This is a genomic window from Paenibacillus ihbetae, from assembly GCF_002741055.1.
GTDB lineage: Bacteria > Bacillota > Bacilli > Paenibacillales > Paenibacillaceae > Paenibacillus_AQ > Paenibacillus_AQ ihbetae.
This window is the reverse complement of the sequence record NZ_CP016809.1, coordinates 4,336,007-4,349,413: the sequence shown is the minus strand read 5'-3', so window position 1 is coordinate 4,349,413 and position 13,407 is coordinate 4,336,007. Positions and strand designations below refer to the sequence as shown.

At 51.8% G+C, this 13,407-nt stretch carries 15 protein-coding genes; all 15 read right to left on the bottom strand.

Annotated features, from left to right (window positions below):
- Nucleotides 1-6: 6 nt before the first annotated feature.
- The 15 genes from BBD41_RS19445 to BBD41_RS19380 all read right to left on the bottom strand — a co-directional run bounded on the left by BBD41_RS19445 (nt 7) and on the right by BBD41_RS19380 (nt 13,407).
- Nucleotides 7-2,583: a hypothetical protein gene (locus BBD41_RS19445; RefSeq protein ID WP_099478492.1), complete on the bottom strand. Its 2,577-nt coding sequence runs from the start codon at nt 2,581-2,583 to the stop codon at nt 7-9.
- Nucleotides 2,584-3,129 carry a YmfQ family protein gene (locus BBD41_RS19440; protein WP_099478491.1) on the bottom strand — a complete coding sequence of 182 codons (546 nt, stop codon included), beginning with the start codon at nt 3,127-3,129 and terminating at the stop codon, nt 2,584-2,586.
- Nucleotides 3,126-4,184 carry a baseplate J/gp47 family protein gene (locus BBD41_RS19435; protein WP_099478490.1) on the bottom strand — a complete coding sequence of 353 codons (1,059 nt, stop codon included), beginning with the start codon at nt 4,182-4,184 and terminating at the stop codon, nt 3,126-3,128. The genes BBD41_RS19440 and BBD41_RS19435 overlap by 4 nt, the downstream gene beginning before the upstream one ends.
- Complete coding sequence (locus tag BBD41_RS19430; protein ID WP_077568034.1) at nt 4,177-4,590, bottom strand: DUF2634 domain-containing protein; 414 nt, start codon at nt 4,588-4,590, stop codon at nt 4,177-4,179. Before BBD41_RS19430 ends, BBD41_RS19435 begins: the two co-directional genes overlap by 8 nt.
- Nucleotides 4,587-4,883, bottom strand: coding sequence for a DUF2577 domain-containing protein (locus tag BBD41_RS19425; RefSeq protein WP_099480697.1), 297 nt, complete (start codon nt 4,881-4,883; stop codon nt 4,587-4,589). Before BBD41_RS19425 ends, BBD41_RS19430 begins: the two co-directional genes overlap by 4 nt.
- Before the next feature lie 6 nt (nt 4,884-4,889).
- On the bottom strand, nt 4,890-5,855 hold the full coding sequence (locus tag BBD41_RS19420) for an XkdQ/YqbQ family protein (RefSeq protein WP_099478489.1): 966 nt from the start codon (nt 5,853-5,855) through the stop codon (nt 4,890-4,892).
- 13 nt (nt 5,856-5,868) lie between these two features.
- On the bottom strand, nt 5,869-6,585 hold the full coding sequence (locus BBD41_RS19415) for a LysM peptidoglycan-binding domain-containing protein (protein WP_077568036.1): 717 nt from the start codon (nt 6,583-6,585) through the stop codon (nt 5,869-5,871).
- Between the two features lies 1 nt (nt 6,586).
- Nucleotides 6,587-8,419, bottom strand: coding sequence for a phage tail family protein (locus BBD41_RS19410; protein ID WP_077568037.1), 1,833 nt, complete (start codon nt 8,417-8,419; stop codon nt 6,587-6,589).
- Between the two features lie 194 nt (nt 8,420-8,613).
- The gene (locus BBD41_RS19405) at nt 8,614-9,036 is read right to left on the bottom strand and encodes a phage tail assembly chaperone (protein ID WP_007132059.1); all 423 of its coding nucleotides are present in this window, start codon (nt 9,034-9,036) and stop codon (nt 8,614-8,616) included.
- Nucleotides 9,037-9,063: 27 nt separating this feature from the next.
- Nucleotides 9,064-9,522: a phage tail tube protein gene (locus BBD41_RS19400; protein ID WP_007132058.1), complete on the bottom strand. Its 459-nt coding sequence runs from the start codon at nt 9,520-9,522 to the stop codon at nt 9,064-9,066.
- A 1-nt stretch (nt 9,523) separates the two neighbouring features.
- Nucleotides 9,524-10,843: a phage tail sheath family protein gene (locus BBD41_RS19395; protein ID WP_099478488.1), complete on the bottom strand. Its 1,320-nt coding sequence runs from the start codon at nt 10,841-10,843 to the stop codon at nt 9,524-9,526.
- Nucleotides 10,844-11,017, bottom strand: a complete 174-nt coding sequence (locus BBD41_RS30025; protein ID WP_007132056.1) for a hypothetical protein — start codon at nt 11,015-11,017, stop codon at nt 10,844-10,846.
- Nucleotides 11,014-11,451: a phage tail terminator family protein gene (locus BBD41_RS19390; protein ID WP_099478487.1), complete on the bottom strand. Its 438-nt coding sequence runs from the start codon at nt 11,449-11,451 to the stop codon at nt 11,014-11,016. Before BBD41_RS19390 ends, BBD41_RS30025 begins: the two co-directional genes overlap by 4 nt.
- 282 nt (nt 11,452-11,733) lie before the next feature.
- Nucleotides 11,734-11,949 (bottom strand): hypothetical protein, encoded by a 216-nt coding sequence (locus BBD41_RS19385; protein WP_157929318.1) that lies wholly within the window; start codon nt 11,947-11,949, stop codon nt 11,734-11,736.
- A gap of 81 nt (nt 11,950-12,030) precedes the next feature.
- Nucleotides 12,031-13,407 (bottom strand): hypothetical protein, encoded by a 1,377-nt coding sequence (locus tag BBD41_RS19380; RefSeq protein WP_099478485.1) that lies wholly within the window; start codon nt 13,405-13,407, stop codon nt 12,031-12,033.

Sequence of the window (13,407 nt, the reverse complement as noted above, 5' to 3'; positions counted from 1 at the left end):
CCCCCTCTATTGTTCAGCGAGAAACGGCGGTATGTTAAAGAACGAGACCCAATGATTAGGATTATTGGTCGGCACGAACACAACGTCACCATTGGGATCGATGTTAATGCGCGTGTATACATCGCCGCTATCCGTTGGCAACCCAGCTACGATAAGTACATTCAGCACACCTGGGCGATACCCTTTTGGCAGTTTAAACACGGTGCTGACTGACATATTCATTGGTTTTATAGCCCCCTGTATGTGTACGTATCCCATTGAATCCTTCATGATGCGAACAGGGGGGAGTCCTGTAACATTTATCGCTCCATTCAGCAACGTCGGCGTAATCCATCCTGCTGAGTCCTTATCCGCCTTCTTATTCATCAGCACGGATACAGCGGTCGCATTCTGCTGCACGGTGTCCGTCAGCTCTTGGAGCATCATCTTTTCGTTTGCTGCGTACGATCCGGTGAATGGGACGATTGGCGACGTGTCCATCATTAGGTACGTGGCAGAATAGGCAGCGGATGTATCAAAGAGACTATTTTCAATCCTTGCTTGCACGAGTCCGTGTATATCTTGAAATCCCGAATCTACGGGTTCATAACGCCATCCGGTATTTTGCCTCGCGTTTTTGTAAATAGTTAGTATTTTACTCGGCCTATTTTTCAGAGGATAGCTAGGAATAGTTCTCCCGTTGATCCACGTGTAACCATTCGACCAAACGACAGGTTTCACACTCTCCCGTACCACTATTCCCGTTCCAACTTCGATCTGGTTATCGCCTTCGTTAAACGTCAGCATGCCTTCGGAAACGATAGGTTCGACCGTTGGCGTTGCGAGTTGGTATACGAGTTGATATGGCGTGTACTCTACTGCTGGAACGGTAGGTATCGTTGTTGTGTATTCCGAATGATCTCCTTTGACGAACTTGGCTAGATTTACCCATGCCTTACCGCCAGAACCGTTATAAACAGAAGATGCATTAGCTGCGGCGTCATACATCTTCCAGCCTATAAAATACGCCTTAATCTCGTCGGCTGTCGGCGTGTAGTTGTCGCCCCAACCGCTGTCTGTGTTGGAAATAGACAACAACCAGCCATGAGTATCTGAATAGTCCACTGCATCTACCCTCGTCGACGTATCAATCAGACTCAGTAAACTTCCTTGATACTTAGTTGCCCAATACTTTTGTAAGGTTAGCGGTAAAGGCAGTTGTCCGACCGGAACAGCCACACGTTTAAACCCGGTATAGTTGTTAAGAACTACATACGACAATGAACCATCTAATGCGTTTCCCTTCCACTTCGCCAGCTTAAAATACTGCCCATCCTTCTCGAACACTTCGTCAGCATTAGCGCCATTAACCGGATCAGCGTATAAGTCCGTTTGCATCGCGAGCATGGAGTCTTCGCGTGGTTTGAACGGTTTGGTTTCGGAGCCGAGCGTAAGCATAGGATTACTAACATTAAATACTCCGACCTTCGTATTAGTAAATATAACAACGATAGAAACTGTGCCTTCAGGTACAGTGTAATTAAGGACGTTTATCCCTATTTTTGACTGTGAAGTGGTTATATCGAGACTATTAATCGCGCCCGAAGAGTCATATCCTCTAACATGAATATATCCCCCTACATCACCTGAGAATGTAGCAGTTAAGGTGTAAGATTGACCTATTACGAAAGGAACTTCACAAGTCGTTATATGAAATGCTTCAATGGCATTCAAATTTAATGCGTACGGTGAAATAACATTTGTTTGGCTACCGCGCGCCCACTCATAAAACGGCGGTAGCAGATTCTCCCCGTACCGGAGCACATACGGATTACGGACAGGCTGTAGGCTATCGACGTATGGATACTTGGCGGCGATTTGTTCCGGCGTCATGCCGTCGAGTGCGGCGTAATCAATTGCGGAGATCTCATAGACACGAATGGCGTCCACATAACCTACGCTTCCAGAAGGTCCGACGACTTCCCCCACTGCGTAAACCGTAGCGGCAGCACTCACGCTATACGCTTTCCAAACGGTTTTAAATTTTGTGGTGTCGGTAGAGTTCGTATTACCTTTGCTGTAAGCCAAACCGTTAAGGTACGCCCCAATCGACGTCCCGGATCCCAACCTGACCTCTGCAACAATAAGATAATAACTCCCCTCTTTAACCGGGAACCCCGTTAATGCACCTGATCCGCCGGGCGTTGCTGTTGTCGTTATCTTTAACGATTGATTGCCTTGTGTCTTATTAACTGTTTCGGCTGCTAGAGTCGCTTGCCATGGAGTAAATCTGCTAACATTTTCACAGTTACCATCCCGCCCCAACAAATTCACCAACGTCCGCCCCTTAATCCCGCTCAGCGAAAAGGGTGCGCTGCGCTCCTCATTCACGATCTGCAGCCCCGGCTGCAGCACGACCTCCCGGCGCTCCTCGGTATCCAGACGCTGCTGCAGCGCCTCGATGGCCTGGCTCGCTTCACCGGCGAAGCGGTCGACCGTGTCCGCGTTCTGGTCGATATATTTCTCCAGATCGAAATACGTCGTTGCCGGCGACGTCCGATCGATTTTGTTCAACCCGATATTCGGTGTTACCGGATTCGTCATTTATGCTCCTCCTCCCAACAATCTGTCTTGCGTCGTAGCCGTTAACTGCTCCACCGTCATGCCCTCCACCTCGGCGATCGTAAGGTAACGCAGCGCATAGTCGACGGCCATGTGCGCCGGCTTGATCGCTTCAATCGCCGATTGAAGATCGCTCAAATTCGGCGGAATGCCGAGGGTATCCCTGAAATGAATCGTCACCTTGTACTCGGCCGGCTGGACAGAAACCTCGATGCTGCCCCGCTCGTAGGCTTGGGCGACATTTTTGAGCATGCTAGCGGACACCTTGCCGCTTCCCCGCATCTTCGAAATGACGACCGAGCGCCGATGCTCGAGCGGCTTGGACGGGTTCACCGGGATGCTCAGGTCCTGCTCATACAGGGACAGCGCCCAGGTCGCGGTCTCCGGATAGTACTGATCGATCATATCCACCAGACTCTCATCCAGCTTGTCCAGCTCAGCTCCTTCCGCATTGGCGATGGCTTTCATGTCCCGGATGCCGTGATAAAAGGACGGGAGATATCCCACCCAGACCTCTGCCTTGCTCATCGTACCGTCACCGTCCCCAGTACGGCGACCGCTTCCGGTTCAATCAAGACGCTCTCGGTCCCTCCGTTGACGGTCAACACCTCGTAGTCGATCACTTCGGGAATATCCAGGATGACGTTGGCAATCCGGTTATACCGGACCAGTGGATCCGTCATGGCGAGGTCCTTCAAATACTGCCGAACGCCCTGCTCAATCGCTTGCTGGACGCCGTCGAAGCCCGCGCCATCCAGGAGAGTCACCTGCACCTCAATGTTGACAGGCACTTCAACCGCCCCGGTCACCGTCACAACCGATCCGACGGGAGCGGCTCCCTCGCCCATCCCGTCCATCGTGGGGTCGATGTACTGCTGCACAGCTTCTACAATAGTTGGCGCGGGCGATCTCATCTCATTGTCCAGCAGAACGACTTTGACCGTTCCCGGCCCGTCCCATAGCGGAAAGGCTTTGGCTTTGCCAACGCCGGCCTGCTCCCGCGCCCACAGCTCATATTGATTTCGATTCGCGCTGGTGACGGGTCGGGAGATTTTTTCCCGGTAACGATCATACAACGCCTCATCGGACTCGGTATCTTCCCCGGGTGCCAGCAATTCGAGCAGCTCCGCCTTCACCAAGACTTCGATATACTCAAGCGGCAGAAGCGTGCCAAACCTCCTGTTGCCCTCTTTGCCGGCCGTTTCGCATTCCAGCACATATTCCCCCGCATCCAGCCGGCCAATGACCGTGTAGTTTAACGCATCCAGCGAAAAACGGCTCCCTATCGGAACCTCTGCCGGTCGATTTTGTTCTCCTATAAAACGTCCGCGCAGCCGCGCTTTCGTGGCCTGCTTACGCGTCAGTCCCGACCAGGCGATGCTCCGGTCCAAAAACTCACCGGAAGCCGTGGCGGCAAACTTGAAGTTCATGGAGGAGCTCAGCTCAATGTAAGCTTGCGCAAGCTCCGCAGCGGCTGGGGCAAGCGCATCGAAGATAATGCTTCCCTCTCTTTTGTCCAGTCCATCCGGCACCCGGCCCAGCATCCGTTCCAGGATCGCTTCATAGGTCTGATCCTCATACATCCTCCCTCACCTCCTTCGTCATCGCAAACGGCCCATATACGGTTCGGACCGTAAATTCCGCCATTGCCGTCTCTCCGGCAAAAGAAATATTCATGTCGTCGACCGACAGGATCCGGTCGTCCTGAAGCAGCGCCTCCTTGATATGCCGCTCGATCTCGGCATACGCCCACAGCGGGTCACGACCGATGACATCATACAGCTCATGGCCGTAGTCGCTGCTATAAATCAGGTGCTCGAAGCGGCGGGTTTGGAGCACCTTGGCAACGGCCTGCTTGATCGCCTCCAGTCCATCAATTTGACCTGACAACGTCCCCTCCTGCAGGTTCAATCGGTAGGTCAAACTCGGCTGGTCCAGACTCTCCACCACTTCGGTATCCGGTTGAATCGTGCCTCCCTGCGGAATCATGACGGCTTCACCAGCCGATCCAGCACAAGATACGTTTGTCCGCCCTGATAACGGAGCAGCAGCACCGTATCTCCGAGCTCAAGCCCTTTGCGGATCAGCACGTCCTGACCGTCAATATTCAGTTTGTACTCCGTCATGGACTCTCCGATCACTAAAAAATCCTCCGTCAGGCTGAAACGCTGATCCACGTTCACCTCCAGAGGATTCACAGATGTTACCGTGCCATACAGCACCGATACGGGATTCGTGCTTCCCACGGCGCTCAGGCTCGCTTTTTTGATAATATCCAGCATCATGACTTACACCACCTTCATATTCAGCGACATCGTATGCGTCCCGTCCGAGAACTTGTGCGAGCACTCATCGATGAGATACGGCTTCAAGCCTTCGCCGGGGAGATTGACGTAAATCGTGTTCCCTGCCCGAACGCGCAGATCACCGATCGCCTCGATAGAGAGCGTCTGCTGCTCCCTGTTCTTCAGCTCCAGTAAATTTTGGGCAAGCTGCTTCAGCTGCGCCGGATTCATGTTCTCATCGGCAACCTCGTACAGCTGGAGAAGGCCCCACTGGGCGATGTTCTCTCCGTGCTGATAGAGGTAGACGTCCCGCTTCCCGGTCTGCTTGTTATCGCGCACAACCTTAATTCGATTGTACGTTTCGTTGTCGATGCTCTTTTTATAGGAAAAATCCGTCATCAGGCTGTCTTCCCCAACGGCCAGCATCAGCAGCATGTCCTTGATGTTCTTGAGCGTCAGCTTTCCGAACTCGTCGTAAAACATATAGTACTGCTTGGTGGCCATCAGCGTCGCGTCCAGCGCTTTGCAGATGATATCGATCAGCTTCTTGTCCGCCTCCAGCATCGCGGGAATGACATGTCCCGTATCGGCCAGCGTCCCTGTCTTCAAATTGAAGTCCTTGGCAATCTTGCGGATAATATCCTCCACTTTGGCGTTGGTAAACCGGTAGGTAGCGTTGCTGGACAGGTAGCGCAGCTGGTCGTAGGCCATGAGCTTCACCTCGGCATCCATGCCCCACTCTTTGGAGAAAACATAACCGTAAAACAAGTCCTTATCATCCTTGCGGAACCGGACAATGTCGCCGTTCTCGATCTGGAATTGCCGGCTCTGCGCCAGACCATCGTTCACGAAGCGAATATCCAGACTGGCCGGCTTCGCCTGGCGGCTTGTCTTCCACGTGATGTCGGTGACGACCTGCCCGAGATCCCATACGCTTCCGTTCTTCCGGTCCACCATTAGCTCGATCATGCCATCGCCTCCTTTAAGGGATTTTCAGAACCCGGCCAACGGCGAGCTTCCGGACCTCATGGTCCTTAATGCCGTTCAGCTTTTGGATTTCGGTATGGCGGGAGCCGCTGCCGAGCAGCTTTTGGGCAATGCTCCAGAGCGTGTCTCCCTTGGCAACAGTGTACGAATTCGGCTTCTTCCGGTCATCCGGACGCTCCTTGGTCTTCACCGCAGCCGCCTTGCTGTCCTTGGCCGGCACAACCTTGCGGGCGCCATAGAATACATAGCGCTTGAGGGTGATCGAAAATTCGATATCCTCCGGCGAACCGGACATCGTGTTCCAGCTGAAGCTCTCGATGGAGGCCGCCATGTTGATGCCGAAGGATTTCATCGCCCGTACCACATTCCCGCTGTCCGTACCGCTGAGCGGATCGGGGACCAGGCCCGTCATGACAAATCGCACAGGTCTTCGGCTTTCCATCCATCCCTTGATGGTGTTTACATAATCGATGGGGAGTTTCAGCTTATCCTTGCTTGTATTGACGAAAGGATACGTTCGTCCCGGAAAAAAGCTTTCAAACGATATTTCGGTCAGTTTCGGATACAGGATCGCGTTGATCTCTCCGAGTCCGGCCACCGTGTAGGATTTTCCCTCACTGCCGTCCTTGACTTCGATCCGTTCCGGATTGACCGGGAAGCGGAACACTTCCTGTTGATTGTTAAAACTCAGAAACAGCCCGTAATCGCTCATGCTACAAATACACCCCCTCCGCGCTGGATACGAACTGCTCCTCCAGCGTCCGGTTAATTCGGGACATAATCGTATCGAGATCGGCGCCGGAATTAATATCCCCTGTCGTCATCTGAACCGTCGGCGTTAACGTGATCATGTTGCTGATCGCGTTCACCTCGGCCAAATCGCGCATCACTTTGAGATCCTCGCTCGCTACGTCAACCGTGTTGTTCACCTGACCGATAGAGTCGATGCTGCCGCCCGCAGGGGCGACCGGCACCGGCGCCGCCGGCATAGCAGGCATCGCAGGCGTGGCGGGCATGGCTGGAGCCGGGGCGGGTTTAGGATAAGCGACGTCGTAGCCGGTTTTGCCGGCGTTGTTTTGTTTGAGGAGGTCCTCGTAACTTGGCCCCATATCAAGCTCCGGCATGAATTTCTTCTTGAGGTTGTCCATGGAGAATTCCTCGATGGCATCCTGACCGGCTTCTTTAAAGCCAGAATAATCAGCCTGATATTCAATTAATTCGATTTTTTTAGCCTCTACCCCAAGCAGATTCGCGAAGAACCCAGTAACTTTGTTAACCCCGTTTAAGATGCCATTGATAATTTTGATAACGGTATTCACCGTATTCTGAGCCAAGTCGACAATAAATCCGAAAGCATTGCTAAACGCTTGTTTAACGCCTTGCGAAGCCGACATTAAAGTCAAAATAACCGTGACAATGCCAATAATCAACGAAATAATCCTCATGATTGGATTCGCGTTCATTACGGCCCATAAACCTTTAAAGGCTGTAGACAGGATATTAACAACCGTCGAATATACGGTAGTCAAGACTTTTCCAATTGTAAAAATGCTGAGCAATAATAAAATCCCAGCTATTAACGGATATAGCACAAATCCGACGGATGAGATGGCATTCTTCAGGAATTCCCATGCCGGCGGCACAATCTGGGCTACCCATAAAAATAGCTGTGCTATTAAGGTCAGCCCCATCGAAATGATCAAAATAAATGGCTCAAAACTTCCTGATGCAAAGGCTGCATTCAGCATATCAAGAATTGGGGAAAGCGACTCCAGGGCACCTGCCCCCATCTGAGAAAATGAATTATTCACGTTCCCAAGCAGCGCCTGCCACTGGTTTACCGGTGAATCCATCATGGTGTTCAACCCTTCCTGGGTCATTCCCGCTTTCTGAAGCAGTTGATCCATTGAAACAAGAAATGCATCAAAATTCCCCTTTGACGCTTCGATCTCGTTTTTGAAAGAATCCATGTGGACTTCAGGGATTAAAAATTGTTCAGCTAAGGCATCAGTATCCCCCTGCATCGCACTCATAATGGCCGATGCTGCGTCCGTGGAGCTGCTTTCCCCGGGTGACAGCTTGCTCAGCCTTGCTGCAAAGTTGTTCAGCTCTGAAATCTGATCAGAATTTTTGGTCATAGACATAAACGTTAATGCATTATTCAATGATTCTTTGACGTCCACACCGGCGGATAAAGCATCCTTTTTGAATGTTTCAAACATGGCCGTACCGACCTCGGGATTGCCGACCCTGATCTTGAATAGATCCTTAAGCGCCTGATCCTCCGCCGCTGGAACAATCACGGTCTCTACGACGAACTGCATATGGGAGTACGCTTTTTTCATCGAATCCATTACTTGGCTCAGCTGGCTTGCCTGCTGGGCACCGTTAACAATTTGGTTATTCAAATTCTGCATTGCGTTCGTCGAGGCAGTGATCACGTTATTCACCTGATTAAAAGCCTGATTCATACCGTTTACAAGTCCCGTAACTCGGCTGATTAGGGCTGGACTAAGAAAAAATGCAGGGTTTCCCACACTCGCCATTCCCTCACCCCCTTCTTCTAAAATCTATCTTCGCTTCCGGATCCGCTCCCGCTTCTCCTTCTCCACCCGCATCGAGATCATGGCATAGATGGCGGCCCGTTCCCGGACCGTCATCGCCATGAGCTCATGAGGAAGAATGTGCAGTTCGTGGAGGGCGTAGTACGCATAGTTCGCGTCGCCGTCGCCCTCGTTGATTAGTTTTTTACTTCATCCACCAGCTCGTTCATATCGCGGTCAAAGCCGTTAAGGGCCTGCACGCGCTCCCCGAGCGCCGCAAACTCGCCCGGTAGCAGCATTTTGCGCAGCAGGGATTCCGCGCCGAGCACGCCGTACGATTTTTGCAGCTCGCTGTTTTTCAAATCCGGGTAAATGACGCTTGTCACCATCAGCTTCGCCATATAGTCATTCGGATCGATCTCCGGCGTATACACGCCGTTCTTGCCCTTCACCTTCCGGGTGGCGGCACGGCGGCACTCTTGATTCTCCTCCTCCGTAATGCTGCGCAGCTTCCACGGAACGGGCTTGCCCTCCGCATCCTTGAAACGAATGGAGACCACGAATTCCTCCGTGATCTCCGCCGGCGACTGACCCGCAAAAAACATGCTAAAATCGCTCATTTTCCTTCCTCCTCTTGTTTGTTCGTATTAGGCCAATGGGTTGAACGGGGTTTCGATCCGCACGTTCTCAAACGTAAACGCCACTTCTTCCTCCAGCGCCTCCGCTTCGGTATCCAGGGAAGCCATGATGACGCTGTCGAGGTTGACCCCCTCCAGGATGACCGTCTGCCGTCCGGTGGACGAGCCCGGATCCTCGTTGCGGACCTCGATCATGAAATAAGCGTCCTGTCCGGTCTGGATATATTCCATCATCAGCTCGCGGAACAGCGAGGTGACATAATAGATGGTCATCGTGCCGCTGCCCTTCCAGCCGATCGCCTTATGCTGGACGGCGCGCTGGCCCATCGTTTTCAGCTCAGCCTTCTCTTTCTCCACCGTAGCTTCCAGCGTTTTGATATAAAACATTTCCTCCATACGGTCGCCAATCTTGACGAATGCCTTGCCCTCTTGTCCCGAAATCGTATCGCTTGCACGTAAAAATGCCATCTTAGACCACCTTCACTTTCATGTATACTTTTTCAATTGCATCGACCGGTTGAACCTTGATATCGACGAACAGCACGTCACCCTCGGTACCTGGCGTCACCACAATATCCTCATTCGCGTTGAAGTTCTGAATCGCCCCGATATTCTGCAGGGAAGCGAAATACGCCGCGCACTCTGCCCAGAACAGCGTTCGGCCGTCCACATTGTTGTCGACTTTGCCGATGTAGGATTGCTCGAAGATCAGCTTCAGATCGTTCGCAATGCCGTCCAGAACGCGGACCACCCGGTTTTTGGAAAAATGGCGCGCCTTGGCCGGCTCGATCGACGTAAAGCTGTTAATGTCCTGCTCTACCACGGCTTTACCGCCGCTGTAGCTGAACAGGAATTCGCCCTTCGTCAAAGCTTCTTCAATTTCCGTATGGCTCAGACGAATATCGGTATCAACCGCTTCATCATAAGCCGCATACGTCAGAGACTCATTAACGGCTGCAGCAGCCGTGGCGCCCGTCACCCAGGCAACCGCCTTAATCTTGTCCACGATGGTGCCGTCGGTGAGGACAACGCCGTTTTTCACGCTGATAATGCCTTCGTAATCCGCCGCCGGATAATCCGGAAGCACGGCCTGCACCTTCTTGCCTTCCTGCTCGCGCAAGCGCTTGATGAACGCCGTATACAGCGATTTGAGGGTAGCGTCGTCCGAAGCCAACCCCACCGTCTGGAAGTCTTGAACCTCAAGCGCAGCCAGAAAATCGACATGATCTTGGTTCGTCACGGTCCCGTTCGCGCCGCCTGTCAGTGCAAATCCTGCCGTTGCGGCCAAATCGCCGGTATCCGGCGCGAAGGTTACATACAGATTCGGCTGCAGTTCCTCGGCGTTCGTAACGAGCTGCTTGTCCACGGCTTTGCCGCTCAGCAGGGTGCTGACGACGAACTTGCCCGCATCATCGACCGCGTTCTCGATCACGATGCGGATATCGTTGCCGCGCTCCCCGCCATGCCGAGCGGTCACGCTAAGCCCTGCTACGGCTCCTGCAGCTTGAACGCCGCTGTTCAGGCGGTACAGCAGAAGCGTTCCTGCCCGCTTGAGCGTTTCTTTTACCAGCAGCAGCTGAGGCGACGTGATATCGTAGCCCAATACCTCCAGCAGATTGCTGCCTGGGTTGATGGCGAGGAGCTTATGCGGCTCTCCCCATGGAAGCGAGAGTCCCAGCGCGGCGATCCCGCGTTCGCCGACGCGTCCGATCGGCTGCTCCTGCGATGTGATTTGGGTGTATACCCCAGGTCTTACTTTGTTAGGTGTTGTCCATGTTCCTCCGGCCATTTAAATGACCTCCTTTTTCAAAAATGTGGTAAGCTGTTCTTTCGCTTGCTGGACCGTGTACGTCGTCTCTTCTGCCAGTATGGCGTTCAGCACATCCTTCTCCCGGTTGCTGAATTGCTGGGACTGTACCAGCTGGTGTTTCGTAAACGCCGGTGCTGCCTGTTTCTTGCTCATTTCAAACCGCCTCCTTGTTGTAAGGTTTGCATCTTTGGAACGGATTCGGCTGAATCCGAAGATACCTGAATAACATACTCTGCGCGGAAGCATCCTTCTTCCGCCGCAGCTTCTTCCCGCTCCGGCCGCTCCCATGCGACCGCCGCCGCCCGGCATGGCCGGCCGCCCGCTTCGAGCTCCGTCAAGCTCTCCAGCATCTTGTCCATGATCCCTGCCACGGACTGCCCCGCCGCAGGCACGTACAAGATGTTGAAACGAAAACGAGCCGCATATCGTCGTTGCGATATCGGCTCGAATTCGGCTAGCGCCAGCTCGGTATGGAGGTAGGGTGGTTCTGGTATAGGAACGGCATCCTCTTTGGAAATCAGGGGGATGCCGGGGAAGGAGCTGTTTAGTCGGGATGCCAGGGCATCCGTGATGTGTTGGGTTAGCATGGGGGTGCTCCTTTCGGTAAGGTGAAATTAGAACGAATGTTAATGAAACAAAATAATGTGCTTAGTATTGCTAAGTAATTGCAACTTTCATCTCTACGAAAGATCAGACACCACTTGATAATGTTTTTTAAGGTTATAATTATAAAAATGGCTAACGAATTGTAGCACCCAATGCTGCATATTCAACATTTGTCATTAGCGTGTACTCTTCCGGTGAGGTAAATTTTGCGGTGACAAAGGTCTTAAAGGCTATCATTACCGCATCTTACTCAGCACCTCCGTTCAGGACAGCAACTTCCAAGAATAGTGCCCCCACGGTATCCTCCAGGGAAGAGATTGTTGACTTGTCATTGGCACTCTCAAAGATGTGGCTTCCAATCGTTTGGTCAGATCAGCATTCACCAGTTGTAAATCAGATATATTGTTTTCAATTGTTTCGGGATCGTAGTAGTCGTAGTACAGTTTTTTCTTCTCGTCCACCGTCAATCTTTGCGTCAAATCTAGAATGACTTCCTGAACTTGCCCAATCAGATCAGATGCTTTCTGGTATATGACGCACATATCCATAGTCACTGTTATTTAAGTTGTAACAACCACTAAGTCTCTGGCGTATGCTCTTGCTATAGGCCTCATATCATTTCCCGAGTACATGTGGGCACTACAGAATCGCAGCTGCCCTAGAAGATTAAAGTTAGCAGGGAACGCTGGCATTGGTGTAACGTTAGGTTCAGTATCTCCTACAAACGGTCTGCTGTACATGCTTCCTGCACGCTCTTTTCTGGCGATGTAAAATCCCGTTAGGTTCTGCCTGATATCAGCGCCGCCTGATGTCGTCGTCACTAGTGTGTACATTACCCCTGCTTCATCAATAAGGACTAGGGCTGCGGTCTTTATTGTGCTATAATCGTCCGCCATAGTGAACGATTCTATTTTGTCAATTGTGTTATTTTTAGTGGTAAAAACGTCTACATAATTACTACTAGGCGGTATGACAAACAAGTCCATGATCAACCAAGTGTTAGGATCTGGAATTTCCTTTTCTGGAAGGTAATTCGTTACCATCTTACGACTTCCTGGAGAAAAAGTCCCCACTGGTCCCCCCGGTCCACCTACCCTAACACCTGCGCGGATGTTCTCAGGCTTCAAGTCAGGCTCTGTTGCTGCCACCCAGGTATTTCCGTCATAATAGCCATGTGGAGGGCGGATAAAATATCGATCCCCAGGCCACAGTGTCTGTTCTAAACCCGGCATGTGTTGGTTTTCCGCACTTCGATTTGGCATCAGCCCGTTTTTTTTAAACCCGTCGTCATATCCCGATTGACCAACAAGCAAATACTGTGGATCGAGTAAAGCGTCAGCCGTATCAACTATGGTAGATTTACCAGCCACGCCGAAAATATTGGCTCCATTCTTTATGTTTTCGGAACGAAGCGCTAATTCAGCTTCTTGCAATTGTGCAGTTGTAACTTTTATTTCTCCATCACCAGCGCCACCTTTTTGATAGCCCTTCTCAGGGTATACAGCGAGCGCTCCATCCGGCCATTTAGCCGTGCCTGTAGCTGTTCTAATGCCGGTAAGGTTAGGTATGGTTCCGGTTATTTTCCCGTTAGGACCGTAGGCCGTTTTAGATGCCAAAATATCTCCAGCCACAGCAGTTGCGTCGCTTGTATCTGTACCGGTCGGGATGGAACGAATCCCGTCATTGAGTTCCTCAAACGTTGCAATCTGCCCTTGCTTGGAAACCGTTCCTTCTTTGGCGATGATGGCGGTTTCCAATTGATTTTTCCCGTCAACGCCAGATTGCTTTAAATTAGTTATTTCAGCCTCACAGCTCCCGACGGCAGTATCAATCTTGTCCCAGTTCTCGTTCAGCATCGTCTCGATGTTGAATGTCTCGTTGCCATCCGTCATCGGGTCTTTTTTCAATAATCCTAAATTCGGTGTGTTACTGGCCAA

Excerpts from the sequence above, each read along its gene's own strand:
- BBD41_RS19415 (WP_077568036.1), bottom strand. The coding sequence starts at position 6,585 with ATGAGCGATTACGGGCTGTTTCTGAGTTTTAACAATCAACAGGAAGTG.
- BBD41_RS19390 (WP_099478487.1), bottom strand. The coding sequence starts at position 11,451 with ATGCTAACCCAACACATCACGGATGCCCTGGCATCCCGACTAAACAGC.
- BBD41_RS30025 (WP_007132056.1), bottom strand. The coding sequence starts at position 11,017 with ATGAGCAAGAAACAGGCAGCACCGGCGTTTACGAAACACCAGCTGGTA.
- BBD41_RS19435 (WP_099478490.1), bottom strand. The coding sequence starts at position 4,184 with ATGTATGAGGATCAGACCTATGAAGCGATCCTGGAACGGATGCTGGGC.
- BBD41_RS19440 (WP_099478491.1), bottom strand. The coding sequence starts at position 3,129 with ATGAGCAAGGCAGAGGTCTGGGTGGGATATCTCCCGTCCTTTTATCAC.
- BBD41_RS19445 (WP_099478492.1), bottom strand. The coding sequence starts at position 2,583 with ATGACGAATCCGGTAACACCGAATATCGGGTTGAACAAAATCGATCGG.
- BBD41_RS19400 (WP_007132058.1), bottom strand. The coding sequence starts at position 9,522 with ATGGCATTTTTACGTGCAAGCGATACGATTTCGGGACAAGAGGGCAAG.
- BBD41_RS19405 (WP_007132059.1), bottom strand. The coding sequence starts at position 9,036 with ATGAGCGATTTTAGCATGTTTTTTGCGGGTCAGTCGCCGGCGGAGATC.
- BBD41_RS19430 (WP_077568034.1), bottom strand. The coding sequence starts at position 4,590 with ATGATTCCGCAGGGAGGCACGATTCAACCGGATACCGAAGTGGTGGAG.
- BBD41_RS19425 (WP_099480697.1), bottom strand. The coding sequence starts at position 4,883 with ATGCTGGATATTATCAAAAAAGCGAGCCTGAGCGCCGTGGGAAGCACG.
- BBD41_RS19395 (WP_099478488.1), bottom strand. The coding sequence starts at position 10,843 with ATGGCCGGAGGAACATGGACAACACCTAACAAAGTAAGACCTGGGGTA.
- BBD41_RS19420 (WP_099478489.1), bottom strand. The coding sequence starts at position 5,855 with ATGATCGAGCTAATGGTGGACCGGAAGAACGGAAGCGTATGGGATCTC.
- BBD41_RS19410 (WP_077568037.1), bottom strand. The coding sequence starts at position 8,419 with ATGGCGAGTGTGGGAAACCCTGCATTTTTTCTTAGTCCAGCCCTAATC.